We start from the raw sequence: 18,913 nt of genomic DNA on the forward strand, positions 1-18,913 counted from the left end.
ACCGACGCGCGTGGCGGGCAAATCGCCGCCTACGTGGTGCGGCGAGCCGCGAGAGCCCGCCGTTTATTCATCGGACTGCTCGTCGCTCTGAACGACGTAGAGCAAGGCTCGGAGGAAGTAACCGGCCTCCCGCGCGTCGGCGAGCAGGTGCGCCTCGTATGCAGACGTCCCGCCAAGCGTCGGTTCGCGCACGAAGCCGAGCCCGCTGGCGACGGCGATGAGGGATCGGGCAGCGGCTCGATCAGCGGTCTCAGGAAAGATCGCCGTGTCCTCGACCGGATGCACCCGCTGCTCTTCCATGGAGCAGCGGACGATCCGGAGGCACTCCGCGACCACAGCGTCGTCGACTGCGGCGCACAGTTCGTCATCAGCCGCGATCCGGGTGAGATGGCACGCGAACGCGACCACGACTGCCAGACGATGTCGATGAGTTGAGAGGTGGCCTGAGAGATCGCTCGGCATCAACTCGCAGCGGCGCAGGCGCCGGCCCAAGTCGCGCAGGAACACGCGGATGTCTGCGACCTCGGAATCAGGCGCGACGCCCTGGGCTTCGAAGCCCAGCAGCCCCGCGAGGTAGGACTCCGTGTCCTCCCTCACGAACGCGTCCTCGTCGGGCGCTGTGGCGCCGAACGGTCCGAACAGAAGCTGGCTCATGAACGCCAGCGCAGTCTCGTCCTGCAGCAGAGCGGCTCCGCAGCTGAGCGCCCATGGCGGGGCATCGCTCAAGAGCGCGTCACAGGTGTTCATGAGGTTTCCTCCTCCTTCCACCCCCGCATTCGCCAGTACCGTGCGGTGTACTCTTCGCGGCGCTCTTCGTACAGCAGCGCCAGCTCCGACAATCTCGTCTCCAGCCCTCTCACAACGACGAGGAGCGTCTTCAGAGTCGGGTTGATCTCGCCGCGCTCGATCGCACCGACGTAGTTGCGGTGAAGGCCCGACCGCAGGCCCAACGCTTCCTGGGAGGCCCCACGACGGGCCCGGAACTCTCGAACGCACATGCCGAAGGCGTAGTGGTCCGCCGAGATCGCGCTGGTCATCTTGGATGTCACAGCGATCGACCTTCTCGACCACGCGTCGACGGCCAGAGGGCGCGCCGCTCAGCGACATCCTCGAGCACCTCGATCGAACGCCGAGCGAAGAGCGCCTCTTGCCCCGCGACCCGTGCCTCCTCGACCTGGGCCCGACGCCGATCCGCGGCACAACCGACCAGATGGGCGACGGCCGCGTCCAGCTGCGCGTCCGGGAGGGTGATCGCGAACGACTCGCCAGGGTCGAGCGGGCTCCAGCCGAGGTCGTCGAGTAACCACATGAGGCCGACGAAGCGCTGCTTCAATTCGCGGGCGTCGCGGTAGTCGCCGCGACGCGCGGCAAGGTGGATGTCACCGACGCCACTGAGAGCGCTCAGCAGCTCGTCGTGAATGATGTCGCGCTCCCTGCGGGAGAGCACGATGCCGTGCCGTCGGCGCTCGCAGTTGGTGCCGCGGCGCCGGATGTGCGCGCGCAGACGGCGCGCTGCGTGATCGAATCCGCTGGGCGCAATGAGCCTCTGCAGATCCGCGAGTCGGTTACGCTGAGAGCGCATGGAGCTACACCTCCGTGCGGGGTCCGGGGGTGTTACAGCACCCTCGGACCCAATGATTGCGGTGAATCACAGACTCTAGGTTGTTCGTCGCAGTGCTTTGCCACAGCGCCGCGACGAAACTGCAACAACTTGACGTGCCAGTCCGCCTGAGGCGTTATGGGACGTCAATCGGTGCGCGCTGCCTAGAGCGGAAGCATCGATGCCTGATAGAGCGCGACATCAGTGAGCCCCATGGTCGCGCTGAAAGTCGCTTCGACATCGAGCCAGACGGGGGTGGCCAGAGTCGCAATGGTGCCCGCACGACTTGGTCGACCATCTCTTGCGTTTCGACCGGCTATCTCCAACTCAGCCTCGATCAGCAGTTCGGCTTCGTACAGTAAGACCGCGACGACATCGCCGGTCGAGAGTTCCTCCCCGCTATCGACTCTCGCACCAGACAAGGCACGGACTTCAAGAATCTGGAAATCACCGACGTCGACGGTCTCTCCGATCATCCAGGAGGGCGCGAGATCGGTGTCCTGGGACAGCACCGCCTTCAACTGCGCTCGCGAGAGATCCAGGTCGAGAAGCAGCTCCTGCAGCCATTCGTTGAGCCCTCTTTCCGCCTGTGGCAATACTCTCTTGACTGTCGCGAGTGCCACGACACTTACCTCGACGTGCGCTTCAACGAATGCTTTCAAGTCGGACTGGAGAGTCACGCTGTTAGCCGAATCGCCCTGCAGCGACAGGTCGTCCGCAAGGTCGCCAGCAAGTTGTCCGTCTGTGGCGAAATCGCTCCGGTCCTTCGTAAGAAGCACAAGTGGTCCGTGCTGGCGAACCTCATTGAGGACGGTCTCCCAGAGCAAGGCGTCCCGATATCCCGCCCCGTTCTCACCAAAGGGCTTCTTGCGCGCAAGGGCGCGATCAACCATTCTGGAGTGAGAGATCGACGCGATACGTGGGATCCTCACGCCTGCTGCTTTCAGCGTCCGTCGAAGGTCGCGGCCGTACCGCGCTGCCTCTGTCGCAGGGTCGATACGCGAATGGCCCGACCAATCGACGCCCAGTCGCGCCAACCCGCCAGCTGCACGCTCGAGCGCCCGCCGCTCCTCGTCACAACGTTCGCGGTACTTGTTTGTCGCCTCGCGGATCACCAACTCTGGAACGCTCACGCGCAGTTGCTCGGTTCGAGCCCCGTCCATGAGCAACTTGAAGGCTCGCCCTGAGCGGAAGTTCGCGATCAAGATGTTCGCGTCAACGACGACGTGAACAGCAGCCTCTCTCCTATCGGTTCCCACGTCCCGCACCCTACTTTGACCGCCCAGGCGAGCAATGCGGTTCAGCGCCAGGAACGAAGAGGTCGCTCTCCCGGAGGAAAGCGACCTCCTCTTGCTCAGCGCGACGTCCGCCGACGGCGCGCGTAGTGGCGGACGGTGTCGCGGAGCTGCTCCGTCACGACCGCGTCGTCGGGAGCGAGCAGTCTCACGCGCAGGCGGCCGCGCTGCTTCTGCAGCACGGTTGCGACGAAGGCCCGGCGGCCTTCGGGGGCCAGGCGGACCAAGTCGCCTGAGCGGATGGTCGTCGTCGAGACTCGGCCGTCGCGAAGCGGTCGCTCACGCCAGTGTTCGACGATTTCACGGCTGCTCGCGCTGCGGTAGCCGACGCCGGGGCGAAGCGGCTCGATCGCGAAGCGGCGCGTCTCGGGATCACGTCCTCGCACCGTCGCGATGAAGAGCCGGCCTTTGAGGTCGATGCGGACGAGATCGCCTCTGCGAACTCCGGCGGTGTTCATCGGGTTCCTCCTCGCCGGCAACGGGGCGACAGCATTGAATACCTCCAGCTTGGGACTCGGGTTGGGCCGCTGTCGCGGTCCGGCGGTCAGTCGCCCCTGCGGGTGACCGGCCAGAAGCCAACGACCTCCTCGACGAGACGCGCCGCTGCCATCGCGAGACGGCGCGCTTCGCGGTCGTGCCCGTCGCGTTGTGCTGAGATCGCTGCGCCGACGAGCTCCGCGATCACCTGCTGGTGCGCCGACTGCACGCGTGCGGCCTGCGCCGGATCGCCTCCGAGCAGCTCGAGAAGATGCCGCCGCGAGCCGTCCTCAGTCTCGTGCCAGTACGGTCGATCTGGCGTGGGCGGCTCGACCTGCGTCCAGATCGGCTCCAGCTGGGTACGGATCGTGATCGGCACGACGTGGTGTCGCACCGCGCCGCCGATCCGCCCCTCGAGCAACCCGGTCACTGCCTGCGGGCGGGCCAGCTGCCGTGCAGCCGGAAGTGCGCGAGGTCGTAGACGTCGCGACGGGTTCCGCCCGGCAGGTGACCGACGCCGGCAGCGACGTAGACCAGGCCGAGCCGTCCGTCCTGCAGCCGGCCGACCTGGAAGACGATGCGCCACGCGCCGCCGCGGGCCGGTACATAGACCTTCACGCAGCCCGGCAGTCGTGTGCCCGACGCGTGTTCCGCCTGACACGGGGCTCGCTCGTCCTGGCCGACGCCGTCGCGCTCGAGACGCCGGCGCGTCGCCTGCATTGCGAGCCGACCGCGTGCACCGAGCCGCTTCACGTCGGCCGCGAACAACGTGTCCTTGAAGATGACGGGCACCTTGCGCCCGCCCCCGGATGTCGGCATGGCGCTACCCCTCGTCGTCGGAGAGGAGCGACGGCCCGTACAGCTCGTCGAACTCGCGCAGCTCGGCGGCGGTCGCGGGCCGGCTGCCGAGCTCGGCGTGGACCGACTCCATGGGCGATCCGACCGGCGGGTCCTTCTCGTCGAGCACCGCCGTGACGAGCCGGAACACGTCCGGCTCCCCGATGTGGAGCAGTTCGGCGACGTCGTGCGGGTGCCGGCCGGCGGCGACCAGCTCGAGCGCCTGTCGCTCGACCGGGTCGAACCCGTCGAGCTCCTGCGCGGAGAGTGAGAGTGAACGCATGTCGAACATGCCTCCTAAGAGTCTAGTCAGGGGTGGAAGCGGCCGTCCATGCCTATGGATCGGCCGCGACGACGGCGCGCCCTACGGCAGGTCGCGTCGCCCATGCTCTTCGCGGAAGTAGCGGGATGCCCGCGGAAACGCGACGCCTCTGCGCCGCAGGATCTCGACCCGCAGCGAGAAGCTGTCGAGGCCGTGCTTGTCGAGCAGCACCGCCAGCTCGGTCGAGAGCCATCCTGCTGCGAGGTCCGTCTTACCGCGGCCGTCGAAACTGAGCACGAGGTGTCCGCTCCGCCGCTGCCCGAACAGGAGCCGCCCGCGCTCGTGGCTCGCCGTTCTGCCGTCGAACTTCCAGCAGCAGATGCCGTCGACAGCCGATCTGTAGATGATGGTGCTGCCAGCGCTGACGTACGGCGCGAGCGTGTGGATCGCACCCCACTCCGCCGCGATGATCGGACTGAGTTCAAGCGGGTCTTGAAGAAGCGTCCTGCTGAACGCGAAGCCGTTACCGAAGCGCTCGTAGTCGCGCCCGGTGCCTGCCGCCCAGTTGTCCAACGCCCGCATGGCGCGGTACATCCGTCTCATGCCGTCGAACGTGATCGTCGAGTCGAGAACTTCAACGAATTGATCCATGAGTTAGTCCTTTCGGACGAGATCGCGACGGTTGGAGCCCCGGCGGGCTCGGTGCCGTTGCCTCACGCAACGGCATCCGGAAGCGGATCGGCAGGCGGCTCGAGCTCGTGCTGGGCGTACACGCGCATCTGGCCGCTGAGGCGGTCGAACGCGAACCAGCGTGTTCCGCCACGGTCGACGTCGCGCGTGAGGTCGAGCGCGCGACGTGCGGAGTCGAGCGGCCCGTCGGCGTCATCCTCGCCGTACGAGACGATCAAGCTGACGATCCAGCGGTCGTTCCAGCCGCAGTAGGCCGAGGCGGTCTCCTGCCACGTGTAGCCGCGCGGCGGCCACTTGACGTACGGGACGCCCGCGATCGACAGCGGATCGGGTGCGTCCAGCATGCCGAGCTCCTCTTCGAGGATGTCGCGCGCGGCTCTGAGCGTCTCGACGTTGCCGGTGACGAGCGTGCGCCCGATCAGCGCGAGCGCCTGGTCGAGGCGAGGCAGCGACGGTCTCTCCTCGGTGCGGCGGTCGGTTGGGTCTCTCTTTTCGGACATGGGTTCCTTTTCGGAGCCGACTGGGTTGGCGATCGGGCGCTAGAGGCCCGACCAGCCGGGGCAGCGCTGCGCGTAGGCACAGAAGCGCTGCCGGCACGGGAACGACTGACGTGGGTCCGCGAACTTCCACGGCCGCTCGAAGCCGAACTGCTCGACGCGCGCGGTGATCTCGGACGCCATCTGCGCGAACCGGTCGAGCACACCACGCATCTGGCGCTCAGTGCGCGTCGTCAGCAGCAACCGACCGTCGATCGCGGCGCGGCGGCCACCGGGCTTGATGAGGTTCGCGAACACGAACCCGCCGGCAGGGTCGCCGCGAAGGCGGCGATCGAGCAGGTAGAGCCCGGCTTGAAGATCGCCGTCCGCCTCCTGGCGGGTGATGTATCTGCTCTTGACCTTGTAGTCGGTGACGATCGGTTCGCCGGCCTCGCAGCGGGTGACGACCGTGTGATCTTTCGGCGGCGCGGCGTCGATCGCGAGGACGAGTCCGTGATCCGTCACCGCGACCGGCTCGTCGCGGATCGTCTCGAGGTCGACGTAGCCGCGGATCTTCCACTCGCAGGCGTCGTTGAGCTTCAGCGTCAGCTCGCGCTGCACGCTGACCGCCCGACCGACGAGCGGGGCGATCCGATCGAGGAAGACCTCGACGCAGCGCAGGCCCCAGGCGCGTATCAGCTGCTCCGGCTCGGCCGCGGTCCACACCGCCGATCGGCGGTCCCGCTCGTTCTCCTCGTACAGGCGGGCGTAGGCCACGAGCACGTCGCCGCGCTCCGGCAACTCACCCTCGATCCGGCGCTCGTACATCCAGCCGAGCGCGCGATCGACTGCGGTCCCGAGCATCATCGCCGGCGACGGCGGCTCGCGCTCGCCGAGGAGGTAGCGACGCCGCCAACGCTCCTCGCACTGCTGCCACAGCTCATACGAGCTCGCCGACAGCGTGTGCATCCGCCGCCCGTCGGCGCGCGCGGGGAGCCGTACCGGAACCCCGACGTCGAACGCCGGCGGCCGGACGCTGGCGCTCGCCGTGACGGCTGCCGCGCTCATCCCGGCCTTCCGATCCGCGACGGGCTTCCGGTGAGGCGCCGGAGATCCGCCGGCAGTGGGCCGCGCGGGAGCGTCGGGCGGTCGCAGGGCGAGAGGCCGTATCGCCGGCGGTGGACGAAGCGCCGGTTCGCGGTCGCGAGAATCCGCGACCAGAACCTGACGCGCCAGTCCTCCCCCGCGTCCGCGTGGGCCTGGCTGCAGACCGCGACTTCGGTCAGCTGCTCGTGGTCAAGGCCCGCTTGGGCGCACGTCTCGAGCGCATCGCGCAGCTGTACGACACGCGAATCGTCGAGCCGCTCCAGGTCGTCGCAGCGGAGCGCCAGCGCGCTGATCAACGAGACGGTGCGCAGCCCGTAGCCGGCCCGCCACGCCTGCAGTGAGAGCTGCTCGCGCGGCGTCATCAGAGGTCCCGGTAGTCGATCGGAACGTGGCCGTTGGTGCCGGCGAGCGCGAGCTGCCGATCGCCGCCGGCGTGAACGATCGCGTCGACGATGCGCGGCATGTGGTGGGCAGGCGTCGTTGCGAGCAAGCCTCCGTCGAACTCCCGCGCAGCCGTCTCGGAGTCGGCCGCGGGGTGGCCGGAGACCGTGCGCACCACGTTCGCGACGTCGCCGCGAGTGAGACCGTGAGCCTCGGCGAGCTCGCAGATGCGCTGCTGCTGCTCGTCTGACAGGGTCGTCACCGCGCGCGACGCCGGAGCCTGCCGCTGGCCGGACGACTGCTCGCCGACGAGGGCGACGGGGGCCGACGGCGGCTCGGGCCCCAAACGTCCGACGGTTCCGGCTTCGGTTTGCGTCGCGGGCAGGGCCTCCTGCGCTTCCGTGCCCTTCTCGGCCGCCGAGTCATCGTCGGACACGCCGATGCCGCCGTCGGGCTCGCCGTGCGCGAACACCTGACCGAACGTCCCGATCACCTCCGACCGAAGGACGTGCGCCTGGTACTCGCGCCGAAGCCGCGCTTGGCAGGCGACGGACACGACAGCGTCCCCTCCGGGGAGCATCCGGATGTCGGATGAGTTCAGCGGCAGGACGATCTCCGGCATCGCGGTGTACAGGTATGCGCCGATGCCAGCCGCGACTCCGGCGCGCTTGCGCGCGTCGGAGTAGAGCGCCTTGACCGTGTTGTCGAACGCGCTCGACGTCTCGCCGACATCCTCGTACGACATCTCGACGTCCGGCTCTCCGACGTCGTACGGCAACGTGATCGTCAGCCGGCACAGCACGCAGAGGGCTCCCGGCGTCACGCCGGTGAGCCGCTCTCCGGCAACCGGTTCGAACGTCTCTCTCCAACGCCCCGGCGTCACGACGCTCAGCCGCACGATCGAGCTCTGCGCGCGAACATACGGCCCGACGACGACGGCGGACCCGTGCTGTTCGGACTCGACGCGTCGCATCACGCGAAAGCCGATGGCACCCGTGGCGAACGGTCGCCTGAGTTGCTCCGCCGCCTCGCGGTGCGTGCGCGCAGGTGCCACGCCGTGCGCAACGATGGATCTGGTCATGTTGGTCTCCTCGACGGAGAGGAAGCGGTGGACGCGGAGTTGTCGATGACACACCGCGTCGGCGCCGACGCCGCTTCAGGCCGCGTCAGCCAGGTCGCCGTCGCCCAGATCGATCTCGTCGAGATCGACCGCTCGGTCGCGATCGGCAAGGTCGACGGTGCTCTCCGAGACGTCGAAGACGAACGCGTCCCGCGCAGTCTCGACGAGATGCGGATTCAGCATCGGGCGCATGAACTGCCAGGTTGCGGTGCGCAGCGGCGTCGCACCGCCCGGCAGCGCTCGGCGGAGATGTCTGGCTGCGCGATCGGTGCCGAGGTGCTTCGTCGCGGGGATGCCCTGCGGATCGAGCACGAAGGCCGCGCAGAAGGATGCAAGCAGGCCGGCCAGTCCGCGCAGCGGATCCCGGTCCGAGAGCGCGCGGTCGAGTTCCGTGGAGACGATCTCGTCCGTGCTCACGGGCACCTGCCGGCCAGAGTCCCCGACAGCGCGCTGAAGGTCCCGATCGCTCCAGCCGGCGCCGAACGCGATCACCTCCGGGTAGTCGCGGGCGAGCAGACGGCACAACACCTCGCGCAAGGCGCTCAGCTGCTCGTCGGCGACGTCGAGGAGGCCGGCTCGGATGTCGAGCCCGAGGGCGAGGTTCGCGCTGATCGCCTCGCGCACGACGCGGTCGGCCCGACGGCGCGCTTCCGCAGCCTCCTCGGTCGCCGCCTGCATCTGCTGGTCCTGCAGTCTCGCGGCGCCGAAGTACGACTCGTCTGCATGACGGGACCCGTCGTCTCTGTCCTCGTGCTCGGCAACGGCACCGTGCACGAGATCGATCGCGAAGACCGGGTCGACGAGCCAGACCGTCGGAGCGAAGTCGCCGCCGCGGTCGTAGACCCATGCGAAGTCGCCGTTCGCCGCACGGTCACGGGTCGAGCCCTCGACGCGCACGTGTCGAGAGTGGGTCCGTGTCTTCGAACGCAGCGCGACGAGCTGTCTGTCGACGTCCTCCTCGTCGCACGCGAGCACGCTCGACACGCGGGCGCGATCGTCGTCGCCGAGGTGGTTTGTCGCGGCTCTCAACAGCTCGTCCGTGTCGAGCAGATCTCCCTCGTCGAGCCGGACCGCGTAGACCTGCTCGTCCTCCACGACGGTGCGCTGAACGAAGGCGCCGAGGTCGTGCTGCAGCTGCGCGTGGAGCTCGGGCGTGCTCACGCGGTCCGCGACGGCTTCGGCCAGCTGCGGCGCGACCGTCGCCATCTCGGCGAGCCGGTTCGCGGTCCCGATCGACAGCTGGTCGTCGCTGGGTTTGTCGGCGACGCGATGGCGGACCCGCTCCGGCAACGTGCACTGCCGCCGCAGGTTGTGCGCGAGCTTCGGCGCGTGGCCGAGCTCTTCGCAGACGGCGGCGATGCGCTCGTCGTCGGGCAGCCCGACGAACTCGTCCCACACGTCGCGGAACTGGTCCTGCAGGTCGCGCAGGGACAGCCCTTCCCGCTGGTTCTCCTGTGCCTGGATCCTGCGGATCTCGCGCAGCGACGGTCTGTGGTCGAGCATGACGGCGTTCAGCCCCAGCACCGGTCTCAGGCCTTCGAAGCCGTCCTCGCCGGCGAGCTGGACGCTGAGTCTCGCGGCGAGCAACCGGCGCTGGCCCGCGTAGACCGTCACGACTCTTCTGGACGTGCGGCGCGCGAGGACGGGCGTCGTCTGGCCGGACATCATCAGCATCCGCGCCAGCCGCACGATCCCGTCGTGAGAGATCTCGCGGCGAGGGTTGGGCGCGGCCCGCAGCTGCGACAGCGGGATCCGCTCGAGCGCGCACTTCACCGGCGCGACCTCGTCGGTCACGTCGAACAGCGCGGGCGGGGACATCGAGCCAGTCATGACTCGCTCCTTCCTTCAGCGACGCCGAGTGGGCGCCGCGCCGATCTGGGTGGCGGGCAGCTGCCCGCGTCAGCGACCGCTGCGTGCGGTCTGCTCGTCGAGTGCGGCGACCGTGTCGCGCGCGACGATGTCGAGGGCGTCGGCGGGATCTGAGATCACGCAGACGCGGTCGGCCTCGATGCTCAGCGGCTCGATGCCGATCGAGATGTGGATCGTCGGGACGCCGAGGTCGGCGAGCCGGCGGATCTTCGCGACGCCTTCCTCGGTGTCCCACCAGCCGCCGTCGGACAGCACGTAGACCGCGCGCGGCCGGCGGCGGTTCTCCATGTCGAGCTGATCGGCCGTCATCACCACTGCGTCGCCGCCGTGCGCGGTCCCGCCCCCGGTCCTGATGCCGGGGACCTGGGCGAGCGGAGCGGCGCCGTTCGTGAGCAGCTCGGAACCGTTTCCGAACAGACCGATCGCGAGCCGGCCCCCGACCTTCCCGAGTCCCTCGGCGAGGATCCATGCGATCGGGCCGAGCGCGTACTCGTGGATCCCCATCGAGCCGGAGGTGTCGACGACGAGCGCGACGTGCGGTTCCTCGATCGGCGCGTGCACGTCGCGGCTGATCTGCCAAGGCCGCGCCGTCACCCGCCGGCGCGCCGCGCGTTCGGCCCGCGCGCGCATGTACTGGCGCGGACTGAAGCGTCCTCCGGGGGTGCGCTTGTCGATCGTCCGGTGCACGACGGCGCGGGCGCGCATCAACGCCGTGGCGAATCTGCGCGCCGCAGCCGCCTCATCGGGCATCGGCGGGCGGTCGACTCCGCGATCTGGCATCCGCCCCGTCGGCGGCCCGATGCCGTCTCCTGTGGCGACAGCGCGGTCCGCAGCGGCTCTGCCCACGGTTTCTGCGATCACGCCACCGGGATCGTCGCCGGCGTCGATTCGATCCTGCTGGCGCTCTCGGACGCGCTCGACCGCATCGCTCAACGCCTCCGCCAGCGAGCCGGGGATCGGCTCCGACGCGTCGGCTCGCTCAGACCTGGAGTCAGACGCGGGCGACGGGTCAGGCGGTCCGACGATCTCGCGATACCTGCGCGCGAAGTCGACCAGGACCGGCAACTCGCCATCCGGCACCCAGATCAATCTCGCGTAAAGGTCGTCAAGCGCCGCGACGTCGGCGTCGCCGAGCACTTCCCGCCACACCCGCTCGAGCCCGCTGAGATCTCGGCGATCGACGATTCCGTAGTGAGTGCGCGCCTGCAGATACGTCATGGCCCGAGCGCACATGTCGCGACTGAGGGTGCCGGTCGCAGCGGCGGTGACCGTCTGCGCGACGAACCGTGACAGGATCGCATCGACGACAGCGATCCCCAACGTCGACCGCACGAAGCGACCGCGCGCCGACGCGGCCGGAAAGTCCCGGACGCCGTGCGCTTCCATCCGCGGCTCTTCGAGCAGCTCGACGTCAATGGCGAGCTGCTCGTCGTCGAGCTCGGCCTCCGCGACCCAGCGCTTCGTGTGCTTGGCGTGCGCGGTCTCGTGCAGCGCGACGCCGAACGTCCGCAGGATCGCGCGACGATCGAGCGTGCCGGCGAGGAGATCCGCGCGCGAGCCGAGCAGCTCGTCGCTGTCGAGGAACACCGTGCGGCTGCGCAGGTGGATGTGGGCGGGGTCTGCAACGCCGGGCGCGACCACGAGCCAGACCGGGTACAGCCGCTGCATGATCTGCGTCCAGTGATCGGACAGATCCTTGTAGATCGGATCGCTGCGACCGCGCTGCGCGAGCGCCCACTGCAGCTGTCCGGCCAGCCGGGCGCCTGGCGTGCGTGTGCCGGGCGAGCTCATCGCGTCACGGCGCGGGGATAGCCGTTGAGGTTCGCGACGCCCCCGGACTCACTGACGCGGTAGCGCCCGTATCCCGCCTCGTCGAGCATCCGCGCGACGGCGCTCGCCTCGGCCGGCTGCAGGTTGCCGGTCTCGACCTGCTCCTGCACGTTCGACATCCAGAGCGCGATCGCCCATCGCTCGCCGACACGTTCGGCCATGTCCCAGAGTGCCTCGATGTCGCGGAACTGCGGCGTCCAGACAAGGCCGCTGTCGCCGGCAAAGCGCTCCTGGTCGAGATCGCGGGCCGCCTGGACGAGCCTCTCGGGAGCGCCCATCTGCAGCAGCGCCGGCCAGTTGCTCGTGACCTCCACTGCCGCCGGGAAACGCGACCGCCAGGCATCCGGGATGTCGCTGGCGCCGACCAGGCCCGGGTTGTACGCCAACAGCACGCCGAAGCCCGGCTGCGCGATCACCGTTTCGTTCGTCGCCGGCAGGTGCAGCGTCAGGCGACCGTCGAGCGTCGCGTTGATACTCAGCAGCGCGACGTCGCGCGCGAGGTTGACCTCGTCGATCACGACGAGCCAGCCGTTACGCATCGCCTCAACGAACGCCGCGTCGACGAGCTGGACGCGATCACTGTCGGGGACGGGCACGTAGTCGTAGCGGAAGAAGTACTCGTCGGACGACGGGCCGGGCTGCAACTCGACGAGCCCGTAGAACGGACGCCCATCCCGCAGCTCGACGTCGCGCCCGGCCGCGGTCCAACGGTGGTGGGCGATCAGCCGCGCCACCTGGCTCTTGCCGGTCCCGGGCGGACCGACCAGTCGCAAGAACCGCGATCGCGACGGATCGTCGTGGTCGAGCAGCTCGCACGCGATCTCGTGGATCGGCCTGCCGAACAGCGCCGGCGGATAGATCCGCCGACCGTCGGGCAGCTCGACTGGATCGCCGACGGGCTCCAGCTCGAGCCCGTCGCTCTCTCTCGCCGACGCCTTCAGGTCGCCTTCCGCGGCGACGTCGTCGACGGCGTTCAGGGCAGCGCTGAGTGCATTCATGCGCTATGCCTCCGATGCAGTTGGACTGGCTCGGAGCCAGTCTCGGAATGGGTGGCGGTTCGCGACCGCAGGGGTTGCTTCAGACGGCCCCGAACACCGACGCCGCGACGCGCAGCTTCGCCGCCGAGGTCTCGAAGCCGTCGGCCCGACGACTCTCGGCGACCTGCGCCGTGATCTCGCCGAGCTGGCTCGCGACGCTCGACTCGGCGGCAGCGAGGCCCTCGAAGCCGTCGAGCAGCTGGTGCGACTCTGCACCGCGCGGTGCGAGCAGGCCGACGATGTGCTCGATCGCCCCGCCTCTGATGTACGGGTTGATGACGTCGATGTAGTCGTGCGGGGAGCCCGCGCGCGCGGCACGGCCGACGCGCTGCTCCAGCGGCGGCGGCGTGTACGGCAGGTCAAGGTTGCAGAGGAGCGACGCAGCCTGGAGGTTGTGACCCTCCTGCCCAATCGAGCTCAGCAGGAAGATCGGGAACTCGCCCGCGACGAACGCGTTCTTCATGGCTCGGAACTCGTCCGGGTGGACGCTCCCGTCCCCCACGCGTGCATCAACGCCGTAGCGGTCACGCAGCGTCCCAGCCAGCTGCCGGAGGCAGTGGACGCGTTCTGCGAAGACGAGGCTCTGGACATCGCCGGCGGAGTGCGCGAGCGCCTCCGCGACGACGCCGCGCAGCAGCGGCAGGCCGTCACCACCTCCGCGTATCGCCGGTGCGACCGCGCCGTCCCGCACGAGCGCGATCGCCAGCGAGCTCTTCGAGTGCGTCAACGTCTCTGGATCGACCGACGCATCCAGGAAGACACCGACGTGGCCCAGCACGACGCCCTGCGCGCGTGAGATCTCGACCAGCGCCGCCTTGTGCGCCGCGCTGCCGCTCGGCAGACCGCTCGCGCGATCGAGCAGTTCGAGCAGATGCTCGTAGGCCTTGCGGCCGCCCTCGCGGATCGCTGTGAGCAGCTGCTTCAGCGCGTCGTCTGGCTCGATCGGCATCGCGCGCGCGGGCCGGACGTCCGGCATCCACTGCGCCATGTCTTTGCGCGTGACGCGCAGGAGGTGCGGCCCGTGCCCGATCCGAACGCGGTGAGCGTTCTTCTCCCGCATCAGGTCGCCGCCCTCGCGCACGCCGGGCCGGTCGTCGATCATCACCTCGTCGCCGACGGCGAGCCCCACGAGGATGTCGACCTCCTCCGCGCGTCTGCTGCGAGGCGTTGCGGTCAGCAGCCAGCAGTCGATCACGGCGCCGAAGCGCAGCAGCCGAAGGCTGCGATGCGCCTGCGTGGCCGGGTTCACGTACTTCAGCGCCTCGTCCACGATCAGCAGGTGCAGCGCGATCACCTGCAGCTCACCTGGAAAGCGCTCAAGCATCGTCTTCGAGACGAGCATCAGCAACGGCTCGTCGCCGTGCTCGCGGTCGAGTCGCCGGATCTGCGCGGCGATCGAAGTCGCGTCGTCGAGGATGACGACCGTCGTGTTCGGCGCGAGCGGCGGGAGCCCGCGTGCCGGCGCTCCGGCCGTCAGCTCCTCCGCCCACTGCGGCAGCAGCCGCGCCTCGGCGACCAGCATGCCGCGGAAGCGCTGCGTCGTCGCGGCGCGGTGGAAGATCGCCCGACCGGACATGATCGTCTTGCCGACGCCCGTGTGACTGGCGTTGAGTCCCGATCCGACGACCATCCGAGCGGTCGCGTCACGCTGACGGCCGAGCAAGATCTTGTCGTCGGCGAGCGGCTTTGCGACCGTCATCGCGACCGTCTGTCGGGCGCCGGCGTCAAGCGTGACGGGCTCGCCGTCGCGCTTGAGCTGCCGCAGGACCCCGACAGCCTGTTCAACGACGTACCGTCTGCTGCTCGCGCTGATCCCGTCGGCGCGCGTGACAGTGAGGATCCCAGGCCGACCGACGGCCCGCCCCACGCGCACGCGTCCCGTCAGGTGCACGGCGGCCTGCTCGCTCAGCAGGACCGGGATGCCGCGACGCACCGCCGTGTCGACGGCCTCGCCGAGCTCCATCGGCCGACCGGGCGTCGACTCGATCTCACGTCTCGACCAGCCGCGTCTGCCGAGATGCGAGACCGGGAATCCGCGCGTCTGACGCGTGACGACATCCAGCTTCAGATGCTCGCGACCGGCGGCGGCCGCGTGACGCACCGAGAGTCGGCCCCACCGGTCGCACGGGTCGTCGAGCGTGCCCGGCAGCATCGTCACGCCGAGCTCTTGGCTCAGATTCGCGGCACGTCGCGCCGCATCGTGCTCATCGCCGAAGCCGCCGTGCTCCGCCAACAGGACGTTCGTGTTGAGCAGCGGCATCAACGTCTGAGTCGCGTCTGGGACAGACGCCGTCGCGAGATCTCGCGACACGGTGCCGCCGAGCCGCAGCACCAAACGAATCAGATCTCCCGACAGCGTCGGCTCCAGCACCCAGAGCCCGGCATGTCGACGAGCAGGTCGCACGAGCACGCCGACCGGCCGGGCTGCACGCTCGACCTCGCCGAGTCGCTCGCGGACCGCCTCGCCCCAGCGCGCGCTGCCCATACGCCAGCTGTGCGGATCGCCCGGATCGAACTGCTCAGGTCGGTCGAGCGCGACCGCAGACACTGCGTCGACGACATCCGCCGGCAGACCGGTGCGGCGCCGGAACGCCTGCCTCCGATCCCACTCGCTCATGTACATCAGCGGATCGTCGAGGTCGACCGGCGCGTCGCGGTGGGCTTGCTCGAGACGCTCGTCCAGTCTCACCGTCGGCTCCAGCAACACGGTCCAGTCGAGGCCGGCGGAGGAGTCCGCCGCCGCCTGCCGCGCGATCAACGCCTCCATCGCGCTCGTGGACAGCTGCTCGGTCGGGTCTTCGACAACGCCGTGCCGGCGCAGGATCGCGTAGGCCTGCGCACGCCGCGACCTCCACGTCGACGCGTCGTTCGGGTCGACTGGCTGGTTCTCCGCGAGGCTCTTCAGCGCTCGTGGCTGCAGCTGCGAGAACGCCTCGCCCCACCGCGGGAAGCAGCGTTGCAGTTGCGCTCCGGCGGCGGTCCGGTGGGCGCGTCGGTGCAGATTGTCGTGGCTCTCGTGACCGCCTTCCGCAGATTCACGCGACCACCATCCGCCAAGGTCAGGAAGGCGCGCTCCAGACGCCGTCGAGGCGGCTGCCGGAGCGTCCGTCAGATCGTCAGTCATCGTTCTCCAAACTCGTTGGAGGATCGGTTGGAGCCAGGCATGTCGCTGGCTCGGTGCGCCGCTACCGCGGTCTCTCGACGAGGCGCTCGGCGGGGGTGGACGGGATCGGCACGACGCCGCTGCCGCCGCACTGGCTGCAGCGATCACCGCCTTCCTTCAGCGACGATCCGTAGCCGTTGCAGTGCGGGCAGACCTGCATCCCATCGTCCAAGCCGTGGATGCTCCAGCCTCTCATCGATACCTCCTGATCAATCATCTGGTGGGTTGTCGTCTCAAGCGACGACGCCCGCTTCTACGAGGAAGCGGGACGGCCCGGCCGTCGGGCGGCCGCGGCGAGCGTTGCTGCGCGTGAGGATCAATCGCTTTCTCGCCCGCGTCGCCGCGACGTAGAACAGCCGCCGCTCCTCTTCCAGGTCTCGAGGATCCGCAGATTCGGTCGCGCGCCACGACGGCAGCACCCGCTCCTCGCAGCCGACGACGATCACCGTGTGTGCCTCGCAGCCCTTCGCGCGATGGATCGTCGAGATGCGCACGACGTCGTCAGCTCCGTCTGCGTCGTCGGCGTCCAGCATCGCGGACTGGACGAAGGCGGCGAGCGTCGCAGCTGGGTCCCGGCGGCGGTGCGCCGCGGCGGCGCGGCAGAGCGTCCTGAGGTCCTCGATCGCCTGATCCGCGTCGTCTCGGCGGGAAGCTCGACCTTGGTGGTGAGCGACCAGGCCGCCGGGCATCGAGAGCGCCGCCTTCACGACGACGTCGACCGGCTCGCCGGCGAGCATCCGCCGGCGCAAACCGGCGAACGCTGCGGCGAACTGGTCGAGCGCGGCGCGCGTGTCCCGCTGACGAACGCTTCCGTCAGCCGCGACAACCGAGCACGCTGTCGTGATCTCGACCCCTTCCTCGCGGGCGGTCTCGATCACGCGGTCGACGGTCGCATCGCCGATCTTGCGCCGGGGGCTCTGGACAGCTCGGCGGAATGCGCGACGGTCGCGCGGGTTCGCGATCAGCTCGAGATACGCGATCGCATCCTTCACGACGGCGCGCTCGTAGAAGCCGAGTCCGCCGACGACCCGGTACGGGATCCCCGCCTCGGTGAGCGGCCGCTGCAGCGGTTGCGTGAGATAGGCGTTGCGAGCGACGACGTAGATCTCGCCGACGGGGACGCCGCTGCCGATCGTCTCCTCCACGCACGTGCGAATCCACTCCGCCTCCGCGTGCTCGTTCGCGAAGACCGGCGTGTCGATCCTGCCGCCCGGCCCCCGCGCCGACACCAGCACCTTCTGCGTCCTCGATCTGTTGTGCTCGACGCATCGGCGTGCTGCCATCACGATCTCGGCACGGCTGCGGAAGTTCTGGCCGAGCGCGATCGTCGTCGCGTTCGGAAACCAGAACCGGAATCTCAGCGTCCCGTCGACCTCGGCGCCGCGGAACCGGTAGATCGCCTGGTCGTCGTCGGCGAGCGCAGTCACGTTGCCGTCGCTGCCTGCGAGCAGTGCGACGAGCCAGATCTGCGCCCAGTTGTTGTCCTGGTGCTCGTCGACGAGGACCCAGGGCCAGCGGCGCCGGTAATGCAGGAGCACCGACGGCCGGCTCATGAACAGCGCGTACGCGAAGACGAGCAGATCGTCGAAGTCGAGCGCATTGTTCGCGGCGAGCTCGTCGGAGACGTGCTGCCAGACCTGCGCGATCACCGTCTTCATCGGATGGTGGCTGCGTTCGACGTATCCCGTCGGCGTCAGCAGATGCGTCTTCGCCAGCGACATCACGCGAACGATCTCCGCGCGCGGGCCGTGACCGAAGCGATCCAGTTGCTCGCGCAGCTCGGCGCGCGACGGGTCGGCGAGCAGCTGGTCGACGATGCGCCCGAGCTCGTCGGCGTCGTAGATGCTGAATGCGTCGGTTCGGCCGAACAGCTCGGCGTGGTTGCGCAGCACGTGTGCGCAGACGGAATGGAACGTGCCGACCATCACGCCGCGCGCGCCGGCCTGTCCAAGCATCCGCGGATCCGCGAGCCGATCTCGCAGCTCGTTCGCGGCGCTGACCGTGAACGTCATCGCGAGGATCTCGCTCGGCCTTGCGATGGAGTCGCGAACGAGCCGGACGATGCGCTGCGTGATCGTCGAGGTCTTGCCGGCACCGGGGCCGGCGGTGACGAGAAGCGGTCCCGTGCCGTGCGCGGCGACCTGCTGCTGTTCGGACGTCAGCGTGTCCGAGCCCGCCGCGCCGAGCAAAGCGGCTGCCTGTTCGGTGACCGACATCAGCTCTCTCCGTCGATCAGGCGGTACCCGAGCCCCCACACGTTCACGACGAGTTCATCTCCGTCGCGCCGGAGCGTCGTTCGCAGCCGATGCGCCGTCTGGTCGAGCATCCGCGTTGATCGATGCCCATGGGTCCATTGCCAGACGTCGCGCAGAAGACGGTCCTTCTCGAAGACCCGGTACGGCTCACGGATCAGCGTGCAAAGAAGCTCGTACTCGAGCCGGCGCAGCGACAGAGGCCGGCCGTTGAGCAGAACCGTGCGCGCGAGCGTGTCGACCTCGATCGGGCCGACACTGAAAACACCGTCGGGCGGGGTCGATCGAACCGCACGGAGGAGGTCTTCGAGGAACAGATCGAGCTTGTGCCCGTCACCGCGCAGGTCCACGACCAACACGTCTGGGTGCTGGTTCGCGATGCTGCCGACCGCCTCGGGCGAGAGCGCGTTCACAATGACGACGCTCGGAAGTGCTTGGGGTGTCGGTCTCTCAGGGGGCGACGACGCGTCGGGGCTCGCCGCGTGCTTCTTCGTCATGGCCGGCTTCCTCTCGATGC

General features: G+C 69.1%; 20 protein-coding genes. All 20 read right to left on the minus strand.

The features are described 5' to 3' along the window. Nucleotides 1-63: 63 nt before the first annotated feature. The 20 genes from Q7L65_RS00950 to Q7L65_RS01045 all read right to left on the minus strand — a co-directional run bounded on the left by Q7L65_RS00950 (nt 64) and on the right by Q7L65_RS01045 (nt 18,893). Entirely contained in the window at nt 64-747 is a 684-nt protein-coding gene (locus Q7L65_RS00950; protein WP_304718335.1) for a hypothetical protein, read from the minus strand. Continuing rightward, entirely contained in the window at nt 744-1,049 is a 306-nt protein-coding gene (locus Q7L65_RS00955) for a helix-turn-helix transcriptional regulator (protein ID WP_370552501.1), read from the minus strand. The genes Q7L65_RS00950 and Q7L65_RS00955 overlap by 4 nt, the downstream gene beginning before the upstream one ends. After that, entirely contained in the window at nt 1,046-1,582 is a 537-nt protein-coding gene (locus tag Q7L65_RS00960) for a hypothetical protein (protein ID WP_304718336.1), read from the minus strand. The genes Q7L65_RS00955 and Q7L65_RS00960 overlap by 4 nt, the downstream gene beginning before the upstream one ends. 182 nt (nt 1,583-1,764) lie before the next feature. After that, the gene (locus Q7L65_RS00965; RefSeq protein ID WP_304718337.1) at nt 1,765-2,859 is read right to left on the minus strand and encodes a PIN domain-containing protein; all 1,095 of its coding nucleotides are present in this window, start codon (nt 2,857-2,859) and stop codon (nt 1,765-1,767) included. A gap of 95 nt (nt 2,860-2,954) precedes the next feature. Further along, a complete protein-coding gene (locus tag Q7L65_RS00970) occupies nt 2,955-3,353 on the minus strand; it encodes a hypothetical protein (RefSeq protein WP_304718338.1) in 399 nt (132 codons plus the stop codon). An 86-nt stretch (nt 3,354-3,439) separates the two neighbouring features. After that, nucleotides 3,440-3,802, minus strand: a complete 363-nt coding sequence (locus Q7L65_RS00975) for a hypothetical protein (protein WP_304718339.1) — start codon at nt 3,800-3,802, stop codon at nt 3,440-3,442. Beyond that, nucleotides 3,799-4,191: a hypothetical protein gene (locus Q7L65_RS00980; protein ID WP_304718340.1), complete on the minus strand. Its 393-nt coding sequence runs from the start codon at nt 4,189-4,191 to the stop codon at nt 3,799-3,801. Before Q7L65_RS00980 ends, Q7L65_RS00975 begins: the two co-directional genes overlap by 4 nt. Nucleotides 4,192-4,195: 4 nt before the next feature. After that, the gene (locus Q7L65_RS00985; RefSeq protein WP_304718341.1) at nt 4,196-4,492 is read right to left on the minus strand and encodes a hypothetical protein; all 297 of its coding nucleotides are present in this window, start codon (nt 4,490-4,492) and stop codon (nt 4,196-4,198) included. An 81-nt stretch (nt 4,493-4,573) separates the two neighbouring features. After that, entirely contained in the window at nt 4,574-5,122 is a 549-nt protein-coding gene (locus tag Q7L65_RS00990) for a hypothetical protein (RefSeq protein WP_304718342.1), read from the minus strand. A gap of 62 nt (nt 5,123-5,184) precedes the next feature. Continuing rightward, a complete protein-coding gene (locus tag Q7L65_RS00995; RefSeq protein WP_304718343.1) occupies nt 5,185-5,661 on the minus strand; it encodes a hypothetical protein in 477 nt (158 codons plus the stop codon). A 39-nt stretch (nt 5,662-5,700) separates the two neighbouring features. Next, nucleotides 5,701-6,705 carry a PD-(D/E)XK nuclease family protein gene (locus Q7L65_RS01000; protein ID WP_304718344.1) on the minus strand — a complete coding sequence of 335 codons (1,005 nt, stop codon included), beginning with the start codon at nt 6,703-6,705 and terminating at the stop codon, nt 5,701-5,703. Next, the gene (locus Q7L65_RS01005) at nt 6,702-7,106 is read right to left on the minus strand and encodes a hypothetical protein (RefSeq protein WP_304718345.1); all 405 of its coding nucleotides are present in this window, start codon (nt 7,104-7,106) and stop codon (nt 6,702-6,704) included. The genes Q7L65_RS01000 and Q7L65_RS01005 overlap by 4 nt, the downstream gene beginning before the upstream one ends. Beyond that, nucleotides 7,106-7,927 (minus strand): hypothetical protein, encoded by an 822-nt coding sequence (locus Q7L65_RS01010; RefSeq protein WP_304718346.1) that lies wholly within the window; start codon nt 7,925-7,927, stop codon nt 7,106-7,108. The genes Q7L65_RS01005 and Q7L65_RS01010 overlap by 1 nt, the downstream gene beginning before the upstream one ends. 354 nt (nt 7,928-8,281) lie before the next feature. Continuing rightward, a complete protein-coding gene (locus tag Q7L65_RS01015) occupies nt 8,282-10,075 on the minus strand; it encodes a ParB N-terminal domain-containing protein (protein ID WP_304718347.1) in 1,794 nt (597 codons plus the stop codon). Nucleotides 10,076-10,144: 69 nt separating this feature from the next. Next, entirely contained in the window at nt 10,145-11,905 is a 1,761-nt protein-coding gene (locus Q7L65_RS01020) for a vWA domain-containing protein (RefSeq protein ID WP_304718348.1), read from the minus strand. Further along, complete coding sequence (locus Q7L65_RS01025; RefSeq protein ID WP_304718349.1) at nt 11,902-12,942, minus strand: AAA family ATPase; 1,041 nt, start codon at nt 12,940-12,942, stop codon at nt 11,902-11,904. Before Q7L65_RS01025 ends, Q7L65_RS01020 begins: the two co-directional genes overlap by 4 nt. Nucleotides 12,943-13,021: 79 nt before the next feature. After that, a complete protein-coding gene (locus Q7L65_RS01030; RefSeq protein WP_304718350.1) occupies nt 13,022-15,748 on the minus strand; it encodes a helicase-related protein in 2,727 nt (908 codons plus the stop codon). 418 nt (nt 15,749-16,166) lie between these two features. Beyond that, nucleotides 16,167-16,340: a hypothetical protein gene (locus Q7L65_RS01035; RefSeq protein ID WP_304718351.1), complete on the minus strand. Its 174-nt coding sequence runs from the start codon at nt 16,338-16,340 to the stop codon at nt 16,167-16,169. A 37-nt stretch (nt 16,341-16,377) separates the two neighbouring features. After that, a complete protein-coding gene (locus Q7L65_RS01040; RefSeq protein ID WP_304718352.1) occupies nt 16,378-18,360 on the minus strand; it encodes an ATP-dependent helicase in 1,983 nt (660 codons plus the stop codon). Continuing rightward, nucleotides 18,360-18,893 (minus strand): winged helix-turn-helix domain-containing protein, encoded by a 534-nt coding sequence (locus tag Q7L65_RS01045; RefSeq protein ID WP_304718353.1) that lies wholly within the window; start codon nt 18,891-18,893, stop codon nt 18,360-18,362. The genes Q7L65_RS01040 and Q7L65_RS01045 overlap by 1 nt, the downstream gene beginning before the upstream one ends. Between the last annotated feature and the right edge of the window lie 20 nt (nt 18,894-18,913).

This window comes from Conexibacter sp. CPCC 206217 (assembly GCF_030646165.1).
GTDB lineage: Bacteria > Actinomycetota > Thermoleophilia > Solirubrobacterales > Solirubrobacteraceae > Conexibacter.